Raw genomic sequence first — 25,473 nt, forward strand, 5'->3', positions numbered from 1 at the left:
TTTCATGGTGAGAAAATAAAATTTTGAAATATTTCCCAAAAAAAATAGTTTGGCGTATGATAATTACAGGAGGTGCAATTATGTTAAACGAATATTTTGCATTGGGTGTTCCTATTGCACTAATTGTTTTATATGCATTAATTTTATTCTTACGTAAAAAAAGCAAAATTCACTATCTTGGCTTCGTCTTATTTATTATCGCAGGTTTTATGGTTGCATTTAGTTACCAGGTGCTACAATATGCCTTAAAAGAGCAAAGCCAGCTAACTAAAACAGGCGCTATATTGGCGTTGAATTATCCAATTTGGTTGCTTTATTTACCGCTAATTATTGGTATCGTTTTAGTTATCATCAATATTTTTCGTGCCTATAAACGAATTAAGCCTCAAAGTAAATCATAATTGAATTTTTCTTAAGTTGAAATAAAAATGCCCAAACTATCTTCTACTGTGCTTTCAAAAGCTAAGATAGCTTGGGTTTTTTACTTTTTAATCCATTTAGACGCTTAGTCTTCTAAAAACTCCGATTCGTCGTTATCCTCCAGATATTGCCCTCGCTCTTCTTCATCCAGCTGACTAACTAAATAATTAAAATCAGCTTGTGATAAAACGATAGCATCAACGTCATTTTGTTCATCAATTAATTCAACAGCAGAATAATCATCACCTAAATCTTGGAGTAATTTGATAAAGTTTTCATCTTTAAAAGTTAAATACTCTGTTTTTTTCATTTTTAACCTCTCCTAATAAAATTCATAAAAACGAATACTGACAGTGCTATTTGTAGCTAAATGAGACAATGTCAAAAGATCTAGTTTTACATAATCTTCTGCTACTAATTCATAAAGATTTTTTTCTAATGCTTCTTCAATATAAGGCAAAACCTCGTCTTCATCCCCGTGAGACTCCGTTTTTGTCTTAGTAATTTGTTGAAATAAGCGAGGGTCTAAAAGTAGGAAATATTCTTTATCGTATTTATAAATTGCTACGCGATATTGTCTTTTAGGTAATTGCGCTGTAATGACAAAAAAGCACTCACTACTTAAAGCTAAGGTATCTAAAAGCTCAGTTGGCTCCATAGCTTGTTGATAAAACATCTCTATCCCCCCTTAAGTTAATTATAGGAGATATTGATAGTAAAATAAAATAATAAGTGTTGTATGAATATACCTAAAATTAACACATTGCATAAAAATCTTAGACTTTTTATGCTTTGCTTTGATCTACGTTACCAAAGAAAATTTATAAATTATTCTAGTTCTGTCAAATCAATGTTTTCAGGCTGCCATTCTTGATAAAATTCAGCCAAAAAAGACTCCATAAATTTCTGGCGCCGTAAAGCTTCTCGGTAAGCCGTTTGTGTGTTCATTTTTTCTGGTAACAAAAATAATTTTTCATAAAAATGATTAATCACTGTACTCCCTTTGCGATATTGTGTTTTGTCAGTAAAAGTAATTGGTTTTATCGCAGGATCATGGAGTGGATGTTGGTGACCGCCGCCAAAATAAGCAGTCCGCAGTATCCCCATAGCTCCTAGTGCTTCTAGGCGATCGGCATCTTGAACAATTTTTCCCGCTAGAGGTAAAGAAACCTTTCCTGTTAATTCTTTAGAAAATGACATATTGTTAATAATAAAAAGAATTTCTTCTTGCTGTTGCGCACTTAAGCCGATTTCTAGCAAAAAATGCTGTAGCTCACGACAAGCGGTGTCTACATCTGCTACTACTTTGTCATCAATCGTATCATGTAAATAAGCCGAAGCGAGCAGTACGATTTCATCGACTGGCGCTTTTTCTGCTTTGGCAATTTTGTGGGACAAAGTCGCTACTCGTTGTGCGTGGTCAAAACCATGCCCCGTCAGATCAGTTTGTAATTGTTGTTTAGTATATGCGATTATTTTGGCTAACTTTTCCATTTTATCCCCTTTATTATGCAAATTCGAATTTCCGCAATTTTTAAAAAGCGGTTACACTATTAACAGAGTGGTTTCTTGTTGCTTGATAGTTGGACAATTCCCCTGGTCTGACTAGTAAATACTAAAGACAAATTCTAGCCACTTCCCCAAAAGGTGCCAGGCGAAATCGCCTGGCACTAATTTTTGTAGATAATAAATTTCGTTTCCTTCTATTTAATTCAGTTCTAAAAATTGCAGGCAACTATTTAGCTTTACTCATTTGAATAGATAACTAGCTAACCTCCAGAATAAAAACGAAATTAACTTCTCTTCTATTTATCAATTTGATAAACATCATAATAAAGATCAGTTAAATACTGAAGTAAGTATTGCGGATTTAAAGATTCGCCGGTTGCTGCTGTAATTAATTCACTTGGCGTTTTACTTCTGCCAAATTTATGAATGTGTTCAGTCAACCACGCTTTAATTGGAGCATAATCTTCTGTTGCTAATAAATTATCCACATCTAATTTTCTTTCCATGGCAGCTAATAATTGAGCAGCATACATATAGCCTAATGCGTAAGATGGGAAATAACCAAACATTCCCCCAGACCAATGCACATCTTGTAAAACACCGACTAAATCATTTTCAGGACGAATTCCTAGGTACTCTTCATATTTATCATTCCACGCTTGCGGTAGGTCTTCTACAGCTAAGTCTTCATCAAAGAGCGCTTTTTCCAATTCATAGCGAATAATAATGTGTAATGGATACGTCAAACTATCCGCTTCAATCCGAATTAGACTGGCAGCAGTTGCCTTTAAAGAACGATAAAATCGTTCAAAGTCAATATCATCAAAAGTACCAGCAGCAGCCTTTTGAAAATGCGGATATTGTTTTTCCCAAAAACTGCGTTTACTTCCTAAAATAATTTCATAAAATAAAGATTGCGATTCATGAATTCCCATTGAAGGTGCGTCATAAACGGGGGTCATATTATATTTTGCGTCAATACTTTGCTCATAGATACCATGACCTGCTTCATGAATTACACCAAAAATCCCCATGGTAAAATCTTCTTCATTCCAACGCGTTGTAATCCGAACATCATCCCGCGTAATCCTTGTGGCAAAAGGATGAACAGTATCGTCTAAACGCCCCCGCTTAAAATCAAATCCCAGTTTAGCGACTAAATTTTTGACAAAAAACTGCTGTTGCTCTTTTGTCATCGTCCGATTTTTAAAACTAGTATCTGGTTTTTGACCCTTTTCATGAATAGTTTGCCGAATTTTTACTAGTCCTGCTTTAAGCTCGCCGAAAACCTGGTCTAAGACTTCTGTTGTCATGCCGGGTTCAAACATATTTAATAAGACATCGTAATCTGTAGCTTCGTCCTTTTTATAATAAGGAATTAGCTCTTTTGTAATGCGAATATTTTCTGCTAAAGCTGCTTGAAAATCTGAAAAACTCTGCGTTTGTCTAGCTTTTAACCAAGCAGTATGGGCTTGACTATATAACCGACTCCGTTCAACCATCAATTCTTTAGGAATCGCATGTAATTCTTCGTAATCTTTTTTTGTCACTTGGTATACTGTCTTGCCAATTTCAGAAAGCTCGTCATTATGCGCACTAAAGTAGTCCAAGGCGGCTTTAATTTTTGGTCCTATTTGTTTTTCAAAAGCCAAACCACTCAAATAGCCACTAGCGGCACCCCTTTCTGTAGCTGCAGTTTCTGGCATCCCCGTTTGACTATCCCAATCTAGTAAGGCTAGTGTTTGATTTAATAAGGCTAATTCTTCTAATTCAGCTAAAAATTCTTTTTCTTTCATTAAGCTTCCTCCTTTTGACGCGGTGGTCGCATTCCCCAATATTGGAATAAATCCGTCCGTAACGCACCGTTATATAATTTGCGCTTTTTAGTAGCTTTTGCACCGTAGAATGATTCAAATTGTAAATCACTAGTTAAAATATATTTACTCCAAGTTTTTAAAGGACGTAATACAGCGCCCATTTCTTGATACAGTTTCTGCACGGTTTCTGTTTCTCCTAAACGCTCACCATAAGGGGGATTAGCTACAATCACACCATAATCTTTTGTCGTAGTAAAATCTTTGACAGCCTGTTGTTTAAAAGTAATAGAGTCACCTAAACCGATTTCTGCTGCGTTTGCTTTTGCAATTTCAATCATTTTACCATTAATATCGTAGCCACTAATATCTAGTTCAATATCATAGTCTGCTGCAAGATCAGCTTCTGCTCTTACCTTTTCAAATATTTCTTCATCTGCCCAATCCCATGCTTCGCATAAAAATTCACGATTAAATCCCGGGGCAATATTATGGCCAATTAAAGCTGCTTCAATACAAATTGTTCCTGAACCACAAACTGGATCAACAAAAGGACGATCCTTACGCCAATTGGTCAACAACACTAAAGCCGCTGCTAAATTTTCTTTTAAAGGTGCGCCCCCTTTTTCCAAGCGATACCCGCGTTTGAATAGACTTGGCCCTGTTGTATCAAGTGTAAGCATGACATGATCTTTTAACAGCGCCACTTCCACTGGGAAAAGTGCCCCTGTTTCTGCTAACGGTACATGACTGGGCCGGTGATAATAAGAACGCAAACGGTCGACAATCGCCTTTTTGGTAATGGCTTGACAGTCTGGTACACTGTAAAGTTTTGACTTGATAGATTTACCGCTAACCGGAAATTCTGCATCAAGGGGCAATAGATCTTCCCATGGCAGTGCTTTTACTTTTTCAAATAATTCATCAAAAGTATAAGCATCAAATTCACCGACGACAATTTTAATTCTATCCGCTGTTCTAAGCCATAAATTGGCAGTAGCAATTGTCTGCAAATCACCTTTAAAACGAGCCCGACCATTTTCTACTTGGCATTCAATTCCTAAATCGCGTAATTCTTTTCCAACTAAAGCTTCTAGTCCACTGGCGCATGTGGCCACTAAATTAAATATTTGTTCTTTCATATATGCTCCTTTACCCGCAGGTTTAAAATGTTCTTAAATGTATTGAAACACGACAAACACTTGAATGCAAATGATTGCAAAGAAAAAAAGCTGAACCCACTTGTTCAGCTTTTAGTTTACTTCTAAAATAAGCCCTGAATCCTGTGATTTTCTATAAGCCATGTTCTGTCCGTAATTTTTTCAGGGTCAAAAATTACGGGGTAATCATCTATCTGCATCATAAAGATACCTTCTTGTATTCGTTTGATTCCGTCAAAGAAGTGCCCCTACCATTGTTTGGGTTGCTCGCTCGAGGGGTTTACCGCGTTCCACCGCCAATGTTTCCATGGGCGCTTCGTCACTGTGGCACTTTCAAGGATACTAATCCATAGCTTACGCCTTAGGAAATTTTCCTGCCGTTACTAAATAGTACCCTGGCTTATGGTTTCGCCAGGCACGAACACTACAAGCATCGCAGCTTGTGCGAGCATGGACTTTCCTCAGCCTATTGCTAGACCGCGATTACCCGAAAATCACAGAGCTTCATTAAAAATTAGAAACGACGTGTCCGTTCATTATCATCACTATTTTCGTCATTTGTGTAATTCCCATTTAACGCCTGAGAAACACGTGTAGTTACTTCACTATGGTCTGTAACAGTATCTTGATCTAATTTTTTACCAAATACTTCTTTTTCTAAGTTGGAAAGACGTTTTAAAATATCAAAATTTGTTACTGTTTGACTTTTTGGTGCTTCTGTTTGTACACGACTTGTTGCCGGAGTTGGGTTTGCAGCTTGTTGGCTTAATTTTGCCTGTAAGCGATCATTTTCTTCTTGTAATGCTAAAATTTCTTTGTTATAAGCTTCATAGTCTTTAATTACATTATCTAAAAACTCATCTACTTCAACTGGATCATAACCACGCATTTTTGTTTTGAATTCTTGTTGCAAAATGTCTTTAGGACTATAATTTAAATTCGCCATTAATTCATACACCTCATTTATTTTTAGAAACTCTCTTAAAACATTCTATCAAAAATAAGCTAGAAAGCAACAAAAATCATTCGTAGAAGGTATTTTGTAAATCATCCATTGTAATGAGATGAATAAGATATTCGTTATTTTCTGTCATTTTATCCGCTGCATCCAGTAAATATTTCGGTTTTCCCGGAAATTCCGGATCGAATACTGCTAAAATTCCATCTGAATGTTGCAATAAAAAATTCGTATGATTTTGTAGCTGTTGTGGATTTTGATAAGGTTTATGACTAACCGCTTCAACATAATCTGCTTCTTGTTTTAGATGAACTAATTTTTCCTGGTTAGCTTCATTCCACTGTTCGCCAAATTCAGCAAATGGAAAGATAACGCCTAGGTGCAACTGAGGATAGTCTATTTTCAACTCATTAATAACCTCTGCTCCCCACATTTCAACTCCGAGATTGCCACCAATTAAAACCCACTCCAACCCTGAGTCAACATATTGGATTAGATTATTTTTTATCGCTTTCTTAATAATTGCAATTTTTGCGTCTTTTTCTTGAAATATGCCAAGTTCGTAACTGCGATAACCAGTTAATAATAATGTTTTTATAGATTCCATAACGATACCTTTTCTTTCTTTTTAGCTTTTTGGTATAATACACCGGTAGGAGTGTGACACATATGGTTTTAAAATATCCCAACGGTCAAATTTATCAAGCTGCGCTACCTGCTAAGCATAAACAATCAAAGACGAAAACTCAAGGGAGCGTAAGCTTCAGTAACCGTGGTATGCGGTTTGAAGAAGCCATTAATGAAAGCAACCTTTATTATTTAACCCACAATCAGGCAGTTGTTCATAAAAAGCCAACTCCCATTCAAATCGTCAACGTAGATTATCCTAAACGCAGCGCAGCTGTTATCAAAGAAGCCTATTTTAAAGAAGCTTCTACGACAGATTATAATGGCGTCTATCAGGGTCTTTACCTTGACTTTGAGGCCAAAGAAACTAAAAATAAGGCATCCTTTCCTTTTAAAAACTTCCATGACCATCAAATTCGACATATGGAAGTCTGCTTAGCCCAAGGAGGGATTTGTTTTGTTTTATTATGGTTTTCTAGCTTACATCGTTGCTTTTTTTTAGATAGTAAAACCTTAGTTTCATTATGGAAACAACAAAAAGATGGAAAAAAATCGATTCCCCTATCCTTAATTGAAGAAGTTGGAATTGAGATTATACCAAAGATTGCCCCCCGCATTCCTTATCTGGAAGCAGTTAAAAAATACGTTTTAAAGGAGTCAACTAAAAATGGGAAATGATACCTCTTCAAGAGCATCCCGTCACAATGGGAATAATGCACCAAATAAGAAGCCTAAAAAGTTAAAAAAGAAAAACAAAAATTCTGTTGGATCAATCGTTTTAAAAGGTTTGATTGGTTTTTTTATCCTCGGTTGTATCGCTTTACTTTCTGGGATGGGACTTTTTTGGTTTTATGCTAAAGATGCACCAAAAATTGAAGATAGTAAATTAGATGCATCTGTCTCTTCAGTAATATACGCAAGTAATAATGATATTGTTGCAGACTTGGGCTCTGAAAACAGGAAAAAGATTTCTGCTCAAGATGTACCGCAGTTACTAGAAGATGCCGTTGTTTCAGTAGAAGATCGTCGCTTTTATAAACATATCGGTGTTGATCCAATTCGAATTATCGGTTCTGCTTTATCGAACGTTACAAAAGGTGGCTTACAAGGCGGAAGTACATTGACACAACAGTTAATCAAGCTGTCGTATTTTTCTACAAAAAAATCTGATCAAACTTTAAAACGTAAAGCCCAAGAAGCTTGGTTAGCATTACAGTTAGAACAAGAAAAATCCAAGCAAGAAATTTTGACTTATTACATCAATAAAGTTTATATGGCAAATGGTCTTTACGGCATGGAAACTGCAGCGGAGACTTATTATGGCAAAAATTTAAAAGATTTAGATTTAGCCCAAACGGCACTGATTGCCGGAATGCCACAAGCGCCGAATGCTTATGATCCATACCAACATCCCGAAGCAGCGAAAGAACGCCGGGATACGGTTCTTTACACAATGAAAGAGAATAATAAAATTACCGAAAACGAATATCAAACAGCGATCAAAAAGCCAATTAAAGATGGCTTGAAAGATTTAGAAAAATCCAGTGAAAATCTGCAATTAGTTGATAACTATGTCAAAGAAGTGATTGCTGAAGTAAAAAATACAACCGGTAAAGATGTCTATACTGACGGACTTGAGATTCATACTAATCTCGATTTAAACGCTCAAAAACGTTTGTATGAAATCGTTAATACCGATAAATATGTCAACTATCCTGATGAAAAGCTACAAGTTGCCTCAACTATGGTAGATGTTAATACCGGTAAAGTTCTGGCTCAAATTGGTGCGCGTAATGTTCCAGATAATGTAGTCTTTGGGAACAATCAAGCTGTTAGCACTGCCCGAGATTTCGGTTCCACCGTTAAGCCGATTACCGATTACGGACCTGCTTTTGAAGATTTAAACTACTCGACAGCAAAACGAATTGATGATGCCCCTTATAAATATGATGGAACAGATATTAGCGTCAATAACTGGGATAAACAATATATGGGAAACATCTCACTGCGAACAGCTCTTTATGAATCCCGTAATGTTCCAGCCGTAAAATTATTTAATGATGTTGGCAAAGAAGATGTCTCAAAATTCTTAAACGGTCTTGGTATTCAATATAAAGACTTGGTTCAATCAAACGCAATTTCTAGTAACACTACTCAAGATGGCGATAAATACGGGGTTTCTTCCTTGAAAATGGCTGCTGCCTATGCTGCTTTTGCCAATGGCGGAACATACTATAAGCCCCAATATGTCAACAAAATCGTCTATCAAGATGGCTCTTCTGACGAATTTAAACCAGAAGGCAAAAAAGCAATGTCTAAAGGAACTGCTTATATGATTACTGATATTTTAAAAGATGTAATCACACAAGGTACTGGTACTAACGCGATGATCGATGGTTTGATTCAAGCCGGTAAAACGGGAACTTCTAATTACTCAGATGAAGATCTAGAAAAAATCGGCATTACAGACGGAATCTCCCCTGATGTCACTTTTGTTGGCTATAATCGCCAGTATGCCATTTCTGTTTGGACAGGTTATGAAAAACATTTAACACCAATCACCTCAGAATCAAACATGATTGCTTCTGACGTCTACCGCGAATTGATGCAATACGTCGCACAAAACGGTGATAATAATGATTGGGAAATTCCAGATGATCTGATTCGTGTGGGGAATGAATTGTATTGGCGCGATAAATATGAGCAATCTTTAACAACACCAAGCTCTTCTTATCAAGCACCAACTGTTCCAAGTACCAGCTCAGAAAAACAACCTGAAACAAGTAGCTCTAGTAGTGTTGAAGAATCGAATGCCTCTTCTGCTACCCAAGAAAGTAGTAGTATAGCGCCAACACCAACACCAGAGCCTTCAACACCAACAGAAAATTCCACCACGGCGTCTACAGCTACTCCACCGGCTACTAGCGGTTCTGCTGGCGGTGGCAATAATGGTACTAATAATTAAATTTAATAAAATAATCCACCCGTTAAAAGACGGGTGGATTATTTTATGTTCTTTTTTTCATTCTCAATTTTCCATCTTGGCAAATGTCTAATAAAGGACAAATATCACATTTAGGATTACGGGCCAAACAATGATAACGCCCAAAGAAAATCATTCGGTGATGATCTTTAATCCACTCTTCTTTTGGTAATTTACGCATTAGAGTTTTTTCGACTTCACTAACCGTTGCGTCTAACTTACAGATACGTAAACGTTTAGATACCCGCTCAACGTGTGTATCCACAGCTATTGCCGGAACACCATACGCTTCTGCTAAAACCACGTTCGCTGTTTTTCTTCCTACACCTGGTAGAGATTCTAAAATTTTACGATCATTTGGAACCATTCCGTCATATTCTGTTGCAATAATTGTGGCACAAGCTTTAATATTTTTAGATTTTGTCCGATATAAACCAATTGTCTTTATTTTTGTCATTATTTCATCAAGTGGTGCAGCTGCTAGTTTTTCTGCTGTTGGGAAAGCTGCAAAAAGTGCTGGTGTTGCCTTATTGACCGAAACATCAGTAGCTTGTGCGCTTAAGATAACAGCAATTAATAATTGAAAAGGAGTATGATAAATTAACTCGCCGTGAGCTTTTGGGAACATCTCTCCCATCACTTTTAATGCATACTGCGTTTTTTCAGCATTTAACATATTCAATCTCCCTCTAGCCAATTATGCAAAGAAATTGATGGCATTTCTTTTGCCTCAGCTGGTTTCTGTTTGTTTTTTTGATAACGATTTTTCTCATTTTCAACATCTTGTGGTGAACGAATATTTTTATTGTGCCAGCTAGATAAGATACTTTCAATATATTGCAGGCTGCGTGCATTATTCAAAACAGCTTCTTTTAAAGCTAACGTAATCAATTCCGGCGTATATTTATCTTCTTCTAGCCACTGGGCAATACGCTCATACTCAAAAGATGATAACGGGCGACCAAATTCTTGTTGAAAATGCTGAAATAATTGTGCCACAGCTTCTTGGTGGCTGTTTTCAAAATCTTTATTTTTTGACTGTTCAATGAGTTGTGCAATTTTTTCAAATATAGGAGTAAAAAGATAGTGATCTTGTTGTTTGTTATCTACTGTTACAGTTTCAATTTTTATCACTTGCTTTAAAACTAACTGATTTAAAAGCTCAAATACTTTTTGCTGTCTTAAACCCATTTCCTTTGCAATTTGATTCAAGTCAGGAAAGTAGTCGCCTTGTTCATGATGACGATACAATTGCAGCCAAAATACTAGCTCATCACTATTTAGTCCCAATTCATGATAATGATCTAAAATAAGATTGGAAACAACCGTCTGACCAGCTGCCAAATAATCTTCTAATGCTAACATGTTATCCCTCATTTCTATTAACTAGTATAACGTATTTTTAAACGAAACACGTAAAAAAGCCAATCCAACCAAAGACTGTCGGACTGACCTCACGGCAAAAAAGTTTTCAAAAAAACTATTTAACCACTGCAATAATTTCAATTTCCACTAGCGCATCTTTTGGTAGTGCAGCAACTTGAACAGCTGACCGAGCGGGAAAACTTGTAGCAAAATAAGAAGCATAAACAGCATTAAAATCTGCAAAGTCATTGATATCTTTTAAAAAACACGTTGTCTTAACAACATCAGCAAGTGTTAAATTACAACTTGTTAACAGACCCTTAATATTTTCAAAAACTTGTCTTGTTTGTTCCTGAATAGTCTTACCCACTAATTCCCCTGTTTCAGGATTTAAAGGTATCTGACCAGAAGCAAATAAAAAACCATTTACAATTTTTCCTTGTACATAAGGACCAATCGCTTTAGGGGCTAAATTAGTAGCAACATCTTTCATTTCATTACTCCTTTTTCTGACAATCTGGGCATAACCCATATACTTCTAAACGATGATTGTTTATTTCAAAACCGGTAAGTTGACTTGCCGCTGTTTCTACATCTTCTAAAGATGGATAAAAGAAATCAACAACTTTTCCGCAATTGGTACAAATTGCATGATAATGCGGTTTTACCGCAAAATCAAAACGGCTTGAAGCATCCCCATAGTTCATTTCTTGGACAAAACCAATATCTGTAAATAGGCGTAAATTATTATAGACTGTTGCAACGCTCATACTCGGAAATGACGGCGATAACGCATGATAGATTTCATCAGCAGTCGGATGAGAGTGGTGGGCGATTAAATAATCTAAAATAGCTTGACGTTGAGGGGTGATACGTATATTATCTTTTTTCAATTTTGCAATTACTTCTTCTATACTAATGTGCGCTTCCAACAAATCCCCTCCTCTTTTTTTTTTAATATATTTTAATCATACTATGAGTCAAAAAAAAAGAAAAGTATCTACTTTAAGCGATGCCAAAAAAACATGGACTAAATAAAACGAACTTCTTAATAATTAAGAAGTTCGTCAAAAATTATTATTCTTCGTCAAATTGATAAAGTACTGTAGATAAGTAGCGCTCACCATTATCAGGGACAATCGCTAAAACTTTTTTACCCTTACCAAGTTTTTTGGCAACATCAATAGCTGCTTTAATTGCTGCACCAGAGGAAATCCCCACCAAGATACCTTCTTGTGTTCCCATTTTGCGGGCTGTTGCAATCGCATCATCACTAGAAACGGCCACGGCTTCATCATAAACTTTTGTATCCAAGGTGTCTGGAATAAAGCCTGTGCCAATTCCTTGAATTTTATGAGGTCCAGGCTTGCCACCTTCTAAAACAGCAGATTCTTGTGGTTCTACCCCATAAATTTTTATCTCAGGATAAACCCGTCTTAATTCATGACCTGTCCCTGTAATAGTACCACCTGTGCCAATGCCTGCGACAAAAGCATCAAGACCGCCAACCCCAAAGGCATCCACAATTTCCTTACCAGTTGTTTTTTCATGAATTTCTGGATTAGCTGGATTTTCAAATTGCAATGGTAAGAAATACCCATTTTCTTGTGCTTCTTTTTCAGCTCGTTTGATAGAACCAGTTATTCCTTCAGATCCTGGTGTTAAAATTAATTTAGCTCCATAAGCTTGCATTATTTTACGACGTTCAATACTCATCGTATCTGGCATCACTAAAATAACGTTATAGCCTTTTGCTGCCCCAACCATTGCTAAACCAATGCCAGTATTACCAGAAGTTGGTTCAATGATTGTTCCACCTTTTTTTAAACTGCCATCAGCTTCAGCTTTTTCGATCATGCTCAATGCAATTCGATCTTTTACACTGCTACCGGGATTGAAAAATTCGAGTTTTACATACAACTCGGCATCTTCAGCTGAAACTAAATTGTTCAGTTTTACAATGGGTGTATGTCCGATTAAATCTAAAACAGATTGGTAAATTTCGCTCATATTATTTCCTCCTTTTAAGCTCTAAAAACAACTGTACTCATTTAATATAATAGCGAAATTACGCAACATGTGCGAATATTTTGTCTCACAAAAAAACTACCATCGACTAGACAGTTTTTACTGTTTAGTCGATGGTAGTTTTGATTTTATTAAATATTTAATTGTTGTCCTACCATAATAACATCGCTGGAAAGTCCATTATTGGCCATTAGCTGATCTACAGTAGTACCGTATTTAGCGGCAATATCCCAAAGTGTATCACCAGACACAACAGTATAAGTAGTTCCCGCAACGTTATCTTGGGAAGTAACAGCTGTTTCTTGCTGTGAAACTTGATTTTCACTACTTGTTGTTTGAGCAGTTGCATCATAACTAGTTTGCACATAGCTAGAAGCTGGTGTGTCATATTGTGTCAAATTGTAAGCTGAGATTAAATAATTTAGTTTTTGGTTGTAGGTAGGGTCAGTGGCATAGCGTCCTGTTAAATATGCAGTCGCATCTAAATAACTATTCGTATTACTCTTCCAAGCCCCTGCATAATGTGGCATTCCTGTAGCGAAACTTGTACTGCGTAATACATAAGCGTGATCCGCTAAAGATTCCCAGTAAGAACTATATTGGCGAAAGGGTTCATTCATAGTCACCCATTGTCCGTTCAAATATTCTTGCGTTGGAAAAGTAACAGACTGACCATTATATGCCCCTTTAACCCCAAATAAATTATAATATGGCGCTTGAGCTAGAACTGAGGAACCATTACCACTTTCTAAAATTGCTTGGGCAATCATGACTGAAGCGTACAAATCATTTTGTTGAGCAATTTGCGTCGCTGCTGCACCGATTTGATTGATTAAACTAGCCGTGCTATCCACGCTTTGATTTTGGAGTTCTGCCGCTTGAACAGTTTGTGTTGGCATTGCTGCCATAATACCTGGTGTACAAATTAAACCAACCCCAGCCATTGACATAGCCTTCTTACTATCAAAACGGTATTTAAACATTACTTGCTTTTTTTGATGTCGCTCACTACGAGTTAGATACTCTACCATTTTCTTCCTCCTGAAAAAACTTATATAAATTAAGATTATTATAACGATAACTAGATGTATGTATTATAGCTTGAATTTTTTTTCATATCAAATAATTCCTATCTTGTAACATATATTTAATATATGCAACAATCCAAAAAGCTTTTTAAATGATTTTATGCACAATCAGCATTGTGACGAAACAAAAACAAAAGACTCCTTGCAGATTGTTTAAATAAAACATCTGACAAAGAGTCTTTTAACAGTTAATTACAATGAATTATAGACGTTTACAACATTTTCAACAGTGAAACCAAATTCACTAAGCACTGTGTCACCAGGTGCAGACGCGCCAAAGTGATCAATTGCTACTACTTTACCGGCAAAGCCAGTGTAACGTTCCCAGCCAAACGGAGATGCTGCTTCAATGGCAACACGCTTAGTAACAGAACTTGGTAATACACTTTCTTTGTATTCAGGACTTTGCGATTCGAATAAATCAAAACTTGGTAAAGAAACCACAGAAACATCTTTACCAGCTTTTTTAAGTTCAGCTTGAGCCTTAACAGCTAAGTCAACTTCTGAACCAGTCGCAATTAAAATCCCTTCTGGTACTTGGCCTTCTTGAGGGGAAACTACATAACCACCCTTAGCCACATTTTCATCAGCATTTTCTTTTGTCCCTGGTAATACTGGTAAATTTTGACGACTTAAAACTAAGACAGTTGGTTTATCTTTAGTGGTCATTGCAATCTTCCAAGCAGCTCTTGTTTCGTTTCCATCTGCAGGTCGAATAACTTGAACATTTGGTATGCAACGGACACTTGCTAGTTGTTCAATCGGTTCATGCGTTGGTCCATCCTCTCCTACTGCTACAGAATCATGGGTTAAAACATAGATAACTGGCGCATTTTGAATTGCAGACAGCCGTAATGCTGGGCGTAAGTAATCGGTAAAGACAAAGAACGTACCGCCATAAACTCGGGTGCCACCGTGTAATTGAATACCATTCATCGCCGCAGCCATTGCAAATTCTCTAACACCAAACCAAATATTACGTCCTTCATATTGACCAGGTTCAAAATCTTTTTCTGCAGCCACCATGGTGTTGTTTGAAGATGATAAATCAGCTGAGCCTCCCCACAAAGTTGGGACTGCTTTAGATAGCGCTTGAATCATTTCTTTACTAGAAACACGACTTGCTTGAGCAGAACCTTCTTCATAAGTAGGCAATTCACTCTCCCAATTATCTGGCAGCTCGCCTGCAAATGCAGCTTTAAATTGCGCAGCTAATTCTGGATACCTTTGGCTATATTCAGCAAACATCTTGTTCCAAGCTTCTTCTGCTTTTTCGCCTCGGTCATTAATTGCTTCTTTGAAGCGAGCAGCTGCTTTTTCAGGTACTGTAAAGTCAGGATATTCCCAACCATAAGCTTTTTTAGCAGCAGTAATTCCTTCTGCGCCAAGAGGTGCGCCATGAACTTTGTTTGTTCCTTCGTTTGGAGCACCAAAACCAATGATTGTTTTGACTTCAATTAATGTAGGTTGGCTCAAATTTTCTTTTGCTTTTTTTATAGCATCTGAAATTGCTTGTAAATCATTGCCGTCTTCTACTAAGATATGTTGCCAGCCATATGCTTCAAAACGTTGCCCAACATTTTCAGTAAAAGCTTTTGAAGTTGGTCCATCTAATGAAATATCATTTGAATCATATAAAACAACTAGCTTTCCTAGTTTCATATGCCCAGCCATTGAAGCCGCTTCTTGAGAAACACCTTCCATTAAATCACCGTCACCACATAGAGCATAAGTGTAATGATCGACGATATTGAATTGATCACGGTTATAAGTCGCAGCTAGATGTGCTTCACTCATCGCCATTCCTACAGCCATTGCAATCCCTTGACCTAATGGACCAGTTGTCGCTTCGACACCATCAGTGTGATTCACTTCAGGATGTCCAGGTGTTTTACTTCCCCATTGACGAAAATTTTTCAAATCATCAATTGAAACTTTATAACCTGCACAGTGCAATAAACTATAGAGTAATGCTGAACCATGCCCAGCAGATAAAACAAAACGGTCACGATCAGCCCAATTACGGGAAGTGGCCGGATTAATTTTCAAATGCTTTGTCCAAAGTGCATACGCCATTGGTGCAGCCCCCATCGGTAAACCAGGGTGGCCAGAATTTGCTGCTTGGATTGCTTCAATACTTAAAGTACGTAAGGTGTTAACGCTCAATTCATCGATTTTATCAAACAATTGTGCTTCCTCCAGTTTTTAGGTTTTTTTTACCTTTATTATTTACTTTCCTATTGTAAAGGATTTTCGCTTTAAATGCAATTAAATATCAATCACGATTGTGTAAGCCTTTTTCTTTTTGAATTTGCTTCAATTTTTCTGGTGTTACGTCATTTCCTTTTGGATCCACGACTTTCATACCTTCAATGTGGTGCCGCATTCCTGATCGAAAAGCTTTTAAATACTCTTCCCGTAAATTCTTTTGTTCTCTTGTTTCGGCTTCTGACAAACCCATTTCTTTTTTCTTTTTAGCAAGCTCGTTAATACGCGCTAATTTTTCATCTGATAGCATTATAAAATCTCCTTTATGCTTATAATTTGAAATTGAGACTACATTCCTATATTCCCTCTTATCTTAGCTAAAAAAAAGGTTCGTGACAACTACCAACTAAATACGAACATCTGTTTGAATTGTTTTTTGCTTTATGCTAAACTAAATGTATCGAAAGAAAGAAGGTGCAATATGGCTAAACGCACAGAAAATCGTCAAATTGAAATCTTAAAATTTATTCATGACCGCGTCTCAGAAAAAGGATATCCCCCTACAGTTCGAGAAATTGGCGAAGCGGTTTCGTTATCTTCCACATCGACAGTACACGGTCATCTTTCCCGTTTAGAAAAGAAAGGTCTTATTTTACGCGATCCTACTAAACCCCGTGCAATCGAATTAACGGAATTAGGATTGGAAAAAATTGGTGCACAGCCTGAGACTATTCCGATGCTTGGCGTCGTTACAGCCGGTGAACCAATCTTAGCTGTGGAAGAGGCATCTGATTTCTTCCCTATCCCGCCTCATTTATTAAATGATAGCGGTGCTTTATTTATGTTAACAATCCGTGGAGAAAGTATGATCAATGCAGGTATTCTAGATGGTGATCAAGTTATTGTCCGCAAACAATCAGCTGCAAATAATGGTGATATTGTCATTGCGATGACTGATGAAGATGAAGCAACTTGTAAAAGATTTTTTAAAGAAAATAATTACATTCGTTTACAACCCGAAAATGATTATATGGAACCCATTATCTTGCCAAATGTCAAAATCTTAGGCTTAGTGGTTGGTCTTTATCGGGATTTACTTTAAAATTATGAATAAATCTTCGTATTTTTCGGAGATTTATTTTTTTACTTTACAAACCGAACATACTTTCGTATAATCATTATACAAACGTTTGTTCGTATAATTTAATTGAGGTGAAAAGGATGAATACAATTCGCAATATTTCTTTAATCGTTTTAGGTATAATCGTTAGCTTTGTCATTAGTCACTATGGTGTTGCTTTAGCTGCTTTAATTTTTGTCCCGCCTTTTTTAATTTGGTTTGCTTTGTGGGATGAGAAAAAATATCGCCAAAGCATTCGCAAGTTTTCTCCCTACACCCAAAAACCACGTAATACGTACCATCCATATAAATAGATCAAATTTTGTAACTTGTATCTTTTTTAGTCAAAGCATAGTTTTTCCCTTCAAAAATTTTGTTTAAACACCTCCCAAGTGAGGTGTTTTTTTCTTTAAATTTTTGTATCGCTGAATTTGAGGAGATTAAAATATAGGTTACTTAAACAACAGTTCTTTTACATCACATTTATCTAAATGATTTACTTTTAAAAAATGTAAGCGATTCCTTTTAGGAAGTCAGATTACTTTCCTTATTTAAAAAACGGCAGTATATTGATTTTAAGAGCAAAATATTGCGCAAAATTAAGGAGGCATTTTACTATGACAAGTTATGAACCAAGAAATCCCCAAAAAGATGAACTACTTTCCCCCGACAATAGTGTTTTTGTTTTAATTGACTACCAACCAACTCAAGTCAACTCGATTAATTCGATGAACCGCCATGAACTGGTTGAAAGTATTACAAATTTAACTGCTTTAATGCGTGCTTACAATGTTCCCACAATTGTATCAACGGTTAATGTGGCAACTGGACGCAACAAAGATACTATTCCTCAGTTAAAGGAACTGGTAAAAGATTTACCAAGTTACGATCGTACCTCTATCAATGCGTGGGAAGATCAGGAATTTAATGGTGCAGTGAAGTCCACTGGCAAAAAGAAAATTATTATTGCTGCCTTATGGACAGAAGCCTGCCTAACCTTCCCTACTTTGGATGCATTAAAAGAAGGCTATGAGGTTTATCCTGTTGTTGATGCTGTTGGCGGCACGAGTAAAATCGCACACGAAATGGCACTTCATCGTGTTGAACAAGCGGGGGCTAAAATGACCACCTTTGCCCAATTAGCTTGTGAATTCCAGCGGGATTGGAATCGAACGGATACAGTAGCAAAATTTGTAAAGGCAATGCAAGACAAAGGAATTTTCTTGAAATTAGAATAAAAAATAGGAGATGTTTGTATGTTAGACATTCAAGGCTCTTTAAAAAATTTAGCTTGGACAGTAGAGCATCACTTTTTGCATATTAAAAATCAACATGAATTTATGCGGGCTTGGGCGGTCCAATTTGAACTCGCCTATACGGATTTTCGTGTAACTCAAATGGCATTGCAACTTGCTGGTAATCAGATGGATTTGCTAAAAGATTTTACAACTCAGTACGATGCAGTTTATCAATACGAAATGGCATTTGCTAGTAATGGTTTAGCTGGATTCAATGAAAAATTTGGCGATCAATTGCCCCAATACGAACAAGCACAACAAGCCTTACGAAAAACAATTGATCAAATTTTATCACTACAGCCTGATGATCCCAACAATCTGATTTAGGAGTGATCACGATGAAAATTACTCAAGATATCGTTTATGATAGCGGCAATGATTTAAAACTAGATACCTATGCACCAGATACAAAACCAAAAGCAACCCTATTATTAATCCATGGTGGTGGTTGGTTTCGTGGGGATAAGGAAAAAGAAAGTTTTCTAGCTGAAAAATTTGTCAATGAAGGTTTCTTTGTCGTCGCCCCCAATTATCGCCTTGCTCCTGCTGATCTTTATCCTAGTGCTCTGACGGACGTTTTCAATGCATACGCTTGGACGAAAAAAAATACTTTGGCTGCTAATACGCCAATTTTCGCGTTGGGGGCTTCTGCCGGTGGCAATTTAGCTGTTGAACTGGCTTTGCAAAAAGGCATTCCTACTGCATCATGGTCAGGAATTATCGATATGTATGATTGGGTGACACAACATCCTGAAGTAAAAGCAGTAATGAATAAAGAGCAACATTTTGATGCCCATGAAAGTCGCGAAATTGATCAAGATGGCAACAATGATCAATTTTATAAATGGTTTATTTTAAATTATGTACGTAATGATTTAAACCTATTAAAATCAGCTACTCCTCTGACCCGCGTCAGTTCAAAAAGTGGCCCTGTATTTTTAGCGAATTCATTACATGAATTAGTTCCAATTAGCGGTGTCTTAAAGTTACAGCAGTCACTTGCTGATGTTGACGTTCCCAGTGATGTAAAACTAATCGCAGGAACAGTCCACGGTGAAGGTTATTGGGAATTGGCGTTGCCTCAAACATTAGCGTTCTTTTCTTCCTATTTAGCCAATTAAAATTTGAAAAATAACATTCCAGTTTGACCGCCTCGAATGATTTCTTCATTCAAAGGCGGTTTTTTTCTTTTAATTAATAAATCGCGATATCCTTTTAGTTTACATATTATTATGATAGTGAACTTATTTTTATAAATCCACTAAATGAAATTTTCAGTTAATCTTTGGTAAAGTAATAAATCCATAGTCTGATAAGTAATAAAAGCAGCGAAACAAAACATAGATCCAGAGGCCATCTAATTAGCGGCAATAAAAAAGTGTACTTTCTCATTAAGAAAGTACACTTTTTAAGCTATTTATTATAAATTTTGGGTCCTTTGCGCATATTCTTGCGATCGTTTTTGGGGGCTTGCATTTCTTTTACGCGTCCGCCACCTTGTTTTTTCTTAATTAACTCTAGCATTTTTTCTTTTGTATTCATTTTTTCTCCTTGATTAGCTCAACCTGCTACTAAATTACCTACTATAGTTTTACTACTTGCTGTCTATCCACTCAGCGCCTACTGATTATACAAGAAGCTTCTCTTGAAAGCAAATTGGAGGGTATTTTCAAAAGTAATCACTAAAATAAATCTTATCTTTATTCCTCCCTTGTATAAGCCCCGACATTACTGTAAAGTCTTTAAAAAGACTTCCTATCGTTTTAAATCAATCAGTAATTCGCAAGGAAAATTTCAACGTGTATTTCTTCTTTGTGCTATCATAAACTGCGGGAGTGAGAATAATGAAAAAAATATTACTGTTTTTGCTATTATGCACTAATTTCTTTTTAGCCGGCTGCCAAGAAAATGAAAAATTCACAAAAAGTTTCTCGACTAATGATATCTTTTGGATAGCTACAGACATTCACTTTATTACCCCGTCGCTACACGATGACGGAAAAGAATTTCAGTTTATCAAAAAAACAGCGGCCGGAAAAGATTTGGATTATCAAGTAGCATCATTAAGCGCATTTGTCGCAAAAGCAAAAAAAGAACGGCCTGCAGCCATTATATTAACAGGTGACTTAACCTTAAACGGTGAAAGGCAAAGTGCCAAAGAAATGGCACAAATTTTTTCTCCATTAAAAGCTATTGATATTCCCGTTTTGGCCATCCCGGGTAATCATGATATTTATGACGGTTGGGCTAGAAAGTATCAAGAAGATAAAAAAGAGCGAATCGACCAAGTTTCACCGGCAGACTTTAAACAGTTTTTTCCTGATGGGTATAAAATGGCTTTTAATACGGATTCTGCTTCATTAAGTTATGCGGTAAATATTAACAAAACGTATGATTTCATTTTTTTAGACACAAATGAATATCCGATTCAGAATAGTCGTGCCCAACCACATACTGGTGGACAAGTAAAAGAAGCTACGCTCACTTGGCTTGAAGACAGGTTAAAAACCACCGAAAACAATCAGAAAATCCCCATTGTTTTTATGCATCACAATTTGTTTAAACATAACCCTCTTATTTATAAAGGATATGTTCTCTCAAATGATAAGATTGTAAAAAAACTTTTTGCTAAATATCACGTTCCCATCGTGTTTTCTGGTCATATTCATGCTCAAGACATCATGAAAGATCCAACGGAAGAAACATCAATCATAGAAGTTGTTACGAGTTCATTTGCAATTGCAGATCATAGTTATGGTGAATTACAACTCCAAGCTAATCAAATTATTTATAAGCGTAAACAAGTTAATGTCGAAACATGGGCAAAAGAAAATAAAAAAACTGAGCAAAATCTACGTCATCACAATACCTATTTAAAGAATCTTTTTATAAAAGATGGTGAAAGACTAGCTTATCAACAACTATTGGAACAAAATGTTAGAGATGAAGAAATTTTAGATCCTGTCGCAAAGTTAGTTGCAAAAGTTAATTATAACTATTTTACTGGTAATGATAATTATTCTTCAAACCAAATAGCAGCTATAAAAGACTCCGAAGCTTATGATAACTTAAAAAAGTATTCTCCTTTTTTACAACAATATCTTGACTATAGTCTACAAGACGATAATTTATCGGATCAAAAAATAGTCGTCCATCCATTAAAATAGTGATACTAAAAAACTTTAGAAAAACAAATTATTAATCGTTTTTCTAAAGTTTTTTCATTACGCATTCCTTTTTCAAAATTAATATGAAATCCGCTATCTTAGCTATTATTTTTTATTCGGCTTCTTTAATGTCGTCAGCTATTTTTGAAATTTCGATTTCTTTTTCTAAATAGTCCGGATTTTCGGTAGGAAAATGTTGTCTAAATTCCGCTAATTCCATTAGTTCTACTTTTCCTTTATCTATTGTGAAATCTAGTACATGTCCACCAAATTTATGGTCATCACTAATAAAATGTAGATGAAAACCCGCGGCAGCAGCCCCGTGAAATAATTCGGGCGTGAAAAACCCAACAATCGTCCCAGTTATGTCAGTTGCTTCAAATTCAGGTTGATTGCGCGCTATTTCTACAAAGCGCGGATATGGCTTCACTTGTTTGGGAGCTACGCGTACATGCATGTGTGTAAATGTCCCATGAATTTTAATCGCAGCAAATAAATTATGACTAATTTTTTGCAAAATTTCTGTTTTCAGAGCATCATCATCACTGGCAGTAACAAAAAAATTACGGTCCGATTCAAATTGAGTAACTGCTGCATACGGTGTTAATTCTGCTCCTGTCAATCGATTAATTTTACCTGTTTCATCAGCATGATAAATTGTACCGTCTAAAAAAATAACTTCGCCATTGGACCCTTCTAATGTTCCCAACCCAAAATCGCCATACTTAGACAGTGTACCAATTTTTTCTGTGCCGTCCATTAAATCTTGCATTAGACCACCTAAGGTCCCATGTTGATAAAGGTAACTTGTCGTTTTCACAGTCATATTAAATCCTCTCCTATTTTGACTTTAGAAAAACATAGAATTCGTTTATGGAATACATAAACCCCGTAAATATCTAAAATTTAATAAAATTGATCGGGTAAAATTGTCTTGCCTAATTCTTTGTTATCTGCGTAATCAACGGGGATATCAATTATTACCGGACCATCGGTAGCCAAACCTTCTTCAATTGCCTTTTCTAACTCTGATTTTGAAGTAGCTCTTAAGCCTTTGGCACCAAAAGCCTCAGCATATTTCACAAAATCAACAGAACCAAAATGTACACCTGATGAACGATCATATTTCATTTCTTCTTGGAATTCCACCATATTGTAACTTCCATCGTTCCAAATAAGATGGATAATTTTTTGTTTTAAGCGTACTGCTGTTTCTAATTCTTGGGCAGAAAATAAAAAGCCACCATCTCCTGAAATGGAGAAAATTTGCGTATTTGGACGTACCAATGCAGCTGAAATCGCCCATGGAAGAGCAACACCTAATGTTTGCATCCCATTACTAAACAATAAATGTCTTGGTTCATAACTACGGAAATGACGTGCCATCCAAATATAATGGCTACCTACATCCACAGTAACCGTCATTTCATCTGAAACACTTTTTTGTAAAGTATCAATAATTTCCAAAGGATGAACCTTTCCTTGCTTGATTGGATGTTCTTGCGTATTATGGCTCAATTTTGCTTGTAAAGTCGCTAGGTAATGGTTAGCATCTGTTGATAAATGATAATTTTCAATGGCTTCACTTAACTTTTCAATTGTTTTTTCAATATTACCAATTAGTTCTACTTCTGGTTGCATATATTGATCAATTTCCATTGGTACTTCGTCGATGACAACAATGCGCGCATCTTTTTCTGCGTTCCAGTTTCTAGCTTCATACTCAATTGGATCATATCCCACTGCTACTACTAAATCACTACGTTTTAACAACATGTCTCCTGGTTGATTGCGGAATAATCCCACACGACCAAAAAAGTGATCTTCTAATTTTCTAGAAATAATACCCGCACCTTGAAAAGTTTCCACAACAGGAATGCCGGTCTTTTCAACCAATAATCGAATCGCTGCTGTTTCTTTTTTACCAGAAGCTCGCATGCCTACTAATAGAGTGGGTAATTTTGCTTCCTTGATACGTTTTACTAATTCATTAATATCTGCATCAGAAGCAGCTCCTAGTTTTGGCGTTGCCAAAGGTTTGATCGCTTCTCCGTTAACTTTTCCATCAGTGACATCTTGCGGGATCGATAAAAAACTTGCCCCTTTTTTAGCTGTTTTTGCGATGCGATAAGCATTGGCAATATTTTCTGAAAGAGTATTTGGATCTTGTATTTCAGAACTATATTTAGTAATTGGTGCAAATAATGCTGCATTATTCATACTTTGGTGGGTTAATTTTGATAAATCTGAACGTTTTACTTGACCGGCTAAGGCTAAAACTGGATCACCTTCAGCTGTCGCTGTTACTAATCCTGTAGCTAAATTACTTGCCCCGGGACCACTAGTAGCAATTACTACACCTGGCTCCCCTGTTAAACGACCAATTGCTTGGGCCATAAACGCTGCATTTTGTTCATGACGAGCAAGAATTAATTTAGGCCCGTGATCGGCTAATGTATCAAAAACACCATCAATTTTGGCGCCTGGAATACCAAAAATGAATGGTACGTTATGATTTTCTAAACTATTAACAATAATTTCTGCACCTTTTTTACTCACTGTGTTACATCTCCTTAAAAATCTGTATCACTAACAAAAGTTAATATACCACTCATTTCTTTATTTATCAACGATGATACACTTAATTTATCTGTTTTGCAGAAAAATATTTTTTACATTCTTTCAATTGAAAAGTATGGAGTTTAAACTGCGCTTAGTTAGTAACGGTTCAAGTTAAACTAAAAATAAGAGTAAAAGCCTGATTACAAGCTGTTACTCTTATTTTTAGTTTAAGGAATTCATCAGTATTTTTAAGTCACAACACTTAGGCTAACTCAAAATTATTACCTGCCCAATGATTAATGGGGCCAAATTTGTGGCCAATAATTAATTCAGCTGCAATAGCATGATTAACAAATTCTTTGGCAATTTTCACAGCGGTTAAAACATCGTTGCCTTTTGCCAATTCGGCTGCAATACAGGCTGATAGCGAATCACCAGTACCATTAATTCGATTGGTTTTGTGATAAGGCGCCTTTAACCAGTGGCTTTCACCTGTTTCTAATACTAAATAATCCACAACTTCTTCTTGTTTTTCATCATGATGGCCACCTTTTATGACGACATTTTTAGCACCCATTTTTTGTAAAACAGCTGCAGCTGCAACAAAATCTTGTTCTTGTCTTAAAGCGATTCCGGTTAGTTTTTCCGCCTCATAGAAATTTGGTGTCAAAACTGTCGCCAAAGGAAGCAACTCTTCTTTCAAAGTTTTTAGTGCATCTTCTTCAATTAACATGTTGCCATGTTTCGTTACAATTACCGGATCCACGACTAACGGACCAAAATCATATAAACGATAATTTTTAGCAACAGTTTTGATTAATTCAGAATTGGCTAACATTCCCGTTTTACTTGCCCGAATTTTGTAATCAGCAGCCAATAATTCAAATTCTTTGTCAATAAATGTTGAAGGCAATGTGACACTAGCTTCAATACCATAGGAATTGCCTGCCACACAAGCAGTCATAACAGAAGCACCATACACCTTTCTAGCAAAAAATGTATGTAAATCTGCCTGCATACCAGCAGATCCATCACTATCAGAGCCTGCGATTGTTAAAGCTTGTGGGTATTGTTCCATTTTTCATATCTCCTTTTTATCTCAGTAACAAATTTATTCACAAAACATTAAAGCGACCCTCACTACTTAATTTTAATTCTTCTGAAAC

Annotated in this window: 28 protein-coding genes and 1 other RNA gene; 9 read left to right on the forward strand and 20 right to left on the reverse strand. The window is 36.3% G+C overall.

The genetic code is table 11. The features are described from left to right. Positions 1-80 precede the first annotated feature (80 nt). A complete protein-coding gene (locus IGI65_RS09075; RefSeq protein ID WP_412258470.1) occupies positions 81-401 on the forward strand; it encodes a hypothetical protein in 321 nt (106 codons plus the stop codon). Between the two features lie 104 nt (positions 402-505). On the opposite strand, the gene IGI65_RS09080 is transcribed toward IGI65_RS09075, so the two are convergent. The 8 genes from IGI65_RS09080 to IGI65_RS09115 all read right to left on the reverse strand — a co-directional run bounded on the left by IGI65_RS09080 (position 506) and on the right by IGI65_RS09115 (position 6,468). Then, positions 506-730: a hypothetical protein gene (locus tag IGI65_RS09080; protein WP_071863985.1), complete on the reverse strand. Its 225-nt coding sequence runs from the start codon at positions 728-730 to the stop codon at positions 506-508. A 12-nt stretch (positions 731-742) separates the two neighbouring features. Further along, positions 743-1,096, reverse strand: a complete 354-nt coding sequence (locus tag IGI65_RS09085) for a hypothetical protein (RefSeq protein WP_245812881.1) — start codon at positions 1,094-1,096, stop codon at positions 743-745. A 152-nt stretch (positions 1,097-1,248) separates the two neighbouring features. After that, on the reverse strand, positions 1,249-1,914 hold the full coding sequence (locus IGI65_RS09090) for an HD domain-containing protein (protein WP_412258469.1): 666 nt from the start codon (positions 1,912-1,914) through the stop codon (positions 1,249-1,251). 311 nt (positions 1,915-2,225) lie between these two features. After that, positions 2,226-3,725 carry a carboxypeptidase M32 gene (locus tag IGI65_RS09095; RefSeq protein WP_412258467.1) on the reverse strand — a complete coding sequence of 500 codons (1,500 nt, stop codon included), beginning with the start codon at positions 3,723-3,725 and terminating at the stop codon, positions 2,226-2,228. Then, the gene (locus tag IGI65_RS09100) at positions 3,725-4,885 is read right to left on the reverse strand and encodes a THUMP domain-containing class I SAM-dependent RNA methyltransferase (protein ID WP_412258465.1); all 1,161 of its coding nucleotides are present in this window, start codon (positions 4,883-4,885) and stop codon (positions 3,725-3,727) included. The genes IGI65_RS09095 and IGI65_RS09100 overlap by 1 nt, the downstream gene beginning before the upstream one ends. A gap of 149 nt (positions 4,886-5,034) precedes the next feature. Then, positions 5,035-5,398, reverse strand: an RNA gene (gene rnpB / locus IGI65_RS09105) — RNase P RNA component class B. A gap of 19 nt (positions 5,399-5,417) precedes the next feature. Further along, complete coding sequence (gene gpsB, locus IGI65_RS09110) at positions 5,418-5,849, reverse strand: cell division regulator GpsB (protein WP_071863980.1); 432 nt, start codon at positions 5,847-5,849, stop codon at positions 5,418-5,420. Positions 5,850-5,925: 76 nt separating this feature from the next. Then, complete coding sequence (locus IGI65_RS09115) at positions 5,926-6,468, reverse strand: DUF1273 domain-containing protein (protein WP_412258463.1); 543 nt, start codon at positions 6,466-6,468, stop codon at positions 5,926-5,928. A gap of 62 nt (positions 6,469-6,530) precedes the next feature. Here IGI65_RS09115 and recU point away from each other — a divergent pair, with 62 nt between their 5' ends. After that, on the forward strand, positions 6,531-7,166 hold the full coding sequence (recU, locus tag IGI65_RS09120) for a Holliday junction resolvase RecU (protein WP_412258462.1): 636 nt from the start codon (positions 6,531-6,533) through the stop codon (positions 7,164-7,166). Continuing rightward, positions 7,156-9,453, forward strand: coding sequence for a PBP1A family penicillin-binding protein (locus IGI65_RS09125; protein ID WP_412258460.1), 2,298 nt, complete (start codon positions 7,156-7,158; stop codon positions 9,451-9,453). The genes recU and IGI65_RS09125 overlap by 11 nt, the downstream gene beginning before the upstream one ends. Before the next feature lie 43 nt (positions 9,454-9,496). Here IGI65_RS09125 and nth read toward each other — a convergent pair whose 3' ends face one another. The 8 genes from nth to IGI65_RS09165 all read right to left on the reverse strand — a co-directional run bounded on the left by nth (position 9,497) and on the right by IGI65_RS09165 (position 16,470). Beyond that, positions 9,497-10,147: an endonuclease III gene (gene nth, locus IGI65_RS09130; RefSeq protein ID WP_412257032.1), complete on the reverse strand. Its 651-nt coding sequence runs from the start codon at positions 10,145-10,147 to the stop codon at positions 9,497-9,499. Positions 10,148-10,149: 2 nt separating this feature from the next. After that, positions 10,150-10,836, reverse strand: a complete 687-nt coding sequence (locus IGI65_RS09135; protein WP_412257033.1) for a DnaD domain-containing protein — start codon at positions 10,834-10,836, stop codon at positions 10,150-10,152. Positions 10,837-10,951: 115 nt separating this feature from the next. Beyond that, entirely contained in the window at positions 10,952-11,329 is a 378-nt protein-coding gene (locus tag IGI65_RS09140) for a RidA family protein (protein ID WP_412257035.1), read from the reverse strand. Between the two features lie 4 nt (positions 11,330-11,333). After that, positions 11,334-11,768 (reverse strand): Fur family transcriptional regulator, encoded by a 435-nt coding sequence (locus IGI65_RS09145; RefSeq protein ID WP_412257036.1) that lies wholly within the window; start codon positions 11,766-11,768, stop codon positions 11,334-11,336. Between the two features lie 145 nt (positions 11,769-11,913). Then, the gene (cysK, locus tag IGI65_RS09150; RefSeq protein WP_412257039.1) at positions 11,914-12,846 is read right to left on the reverse strand and encodes a cysteine synthase A; all 933 of its coding nucleotides are present in this window, start codon (positions 12,844-12,846) and stop codon (positions 11,914-11,916) included. Positions 12,847-12,995: 149 nt separating this feature from the next. Further along, the gene (locus tag IGI65_RS09155) at positions 12,996-13,895 is read right to left on the reverse strand and encodes a glucosaminidase domain-containing protein (RefSeq protein WP_412257040.1); all 900 of its coding nucleotides are present in this window, start codon (positions 13,893-13,895) and stop codon (positions 12,996-12,998) included. Positions 13,896-14,144: 249 nt separating this feature from the next. Then, positions 14,145-16,139, reverse strand: coding sequence for a transketolase (tkt, locus tag IGI65_RS09160; protein WP_412257043.1), 1,995 nt, complete (start codon positions 16,137-16,139; stop codon positions 14,145-14,147). A gap of 88 nt (positions 16,140-16,227) precedes the next feature. Further along, complete coding sequence (locus IGI65_RS09165; protein ID WP_071863969.1) at positions 16,228-16,470, reverse strand: DUF896 family protein; 243 nt, start codon at positions 16,468-16,470, stop codon at positions 16,228-16,230. A 171-nt stretch (positions 16,471-16,641) separates the two neighbouring features. Here IGI65_RS09165 and lexA point away from each other — a divergent pair, with 171 nt between their 5' ends. The 5 genes from lexA to IGI65_RS09190 all read left to right on the forward strand — a co-directional run bounded on the left by lexA (position 16,642) and on the right by IGI65_RS09190 (position 19,699). Then, a complete protein-coding gene (lexA, locus tag IGI65_RS09170) occupies positions 16,642-17,262 on the forward strand; it encodes a transcriptional repressor LexA (protein ID WP_071863968.1) in 621 nt (206 codons plus the stop codon). A gap of 119 nt (positions 17,263-17,381) precedes the next feature. After that, positions 17,382-17,594 (forward strand): hypothetical protein, encoded by a 213-nt coding sequence (locus IGI65_RS09175; protein WP_412257045.1) that lies wholly within the window; start codon positions 17,382-17,384, stop codon positions 17,592-17,594. 303 nt (positions 17,595-17,897) lie between these two features. Further along, positions 17,898-18,518, forward strand: coding sequence for a hydrolase (locus IGI65_RS09180; protein ID WP_412257047.1), 621 nt, complete (start codon positions 17,898-17,900; stop codon positions 18,516-18,518). A gap of 18 nt (positions 18,519-18,536) precedes the next feature. Next, entirely contained in the window at positions 18,537-18,905 is a 369-nt protein-coding gene (locus IGI65_RS09185) for a hypothetical protein (protein WP_095005696.1), read from the forward strand. Between the two features lie 11 nt (positions 18,906-18,916). Next, the gene (locus tag IGI65_RS09190; RefSeq protein WP_412257049.1) at positions 18,917-19,699 is read left to right on the forward strand and encodes an alpha/beta hydrolase; all 783 of its coding nucleotides are present in this window, start codon (positions 18,917-18,919) and stop codon (positions 19,697-19,699) included. 292 nt (positions 19,700-19,991) lie between these two features. On the opposite strand, the gene IGI65_RS09195 is transcribed toward IGI65_RS09190, so the two are convergent. After that, a complete protein-coding gene (locus tag IGI65_RS09195; RefSeq protein WP_016171945.1) occupies positions 19,992-20,120 on the reverse strand; it encodes a hypothetical protein in 129 nt (42 codons plus the stop codon). A gap of 302 nt (positions 20,121-20,422) precedes the next feature. Here IGI65_RS09195 and IGI65_RS09200 point away from each other — a divergent pair, with 302 nt between their 5' ends. Then, positions 20,423-21,745: a metallophosphoesterase gene (locus IGI65_RS09200; protein ID WP_412257051.1), complete on the forward strand. Its 1,323-nt coding sequence runs from the start codon at positions 20,423-20,425 to the stop codon at positions 21,743-21,745. Between the two features lie 112 nt (positions 21,746-21,857). Here IGI65_RS09200 and budA read toward each other — a convergent pair whose 3' ends face one another. The 3 genes from budA to thiD all read right to left on the reverse strand — a co-directional run bounded on the left by budA (position 21,858) and on the right by thiD (position 25,385). After that, positions 21,858-22,571 (reverse strand): acetolactate decarboxylase, encoded by a 714-nt coding sequence (gene budA / locus IGI65_RS09205; protein ID WP_412257053.1) that lies wholly within the window; start codon positions 22,569-22,571, stop codon positions 21,858-21,860. An 80-nt stretch (positions 22,572-22,651) separates the two neighbouring features. Continuing rightward, positions 22,652-24,304 carry an acetolactate synthase AlsS gene (alsS, locus tag IGI65_RS09210; RefSeq protein WP_412257056.1) on the reverse strand — a complete coding sequence of 551 codons (1,653 nt, stop codon included), beginning with the start codon at positions 24,302-24,304 and terminating at the stop codon, positions 22,652-22,654. 265 nt (positions 24,305-24,569) lie between these two features. Beyond that, positions 24,570-25,385, reverse strand: coding sequence for a bifunctional hydroxymethylpyrimidine kinase/phosphomethylpyrimidine kinase (gene thiD, locus IGI65_RS09215; RefSeq protein WP_412257058.1), 816 nt, complete (start codon positions 25,383-25,385; stop codon positions 24,570-24,572). Between the last annotated feature and the right edge of the window lie 88 nt (positions 25,386-25,473).

The sequence above is a fragment of the Enterococcus sp. DIV0755b genome, from assembly GCF_051713765.1.
GTDB classification, from domain to species: Bacteria; Bacillota; Bacilli; order Lactobacillales; family Enterococcaceae; genus Enterococcus_C; species Enterococcus_C canintestini.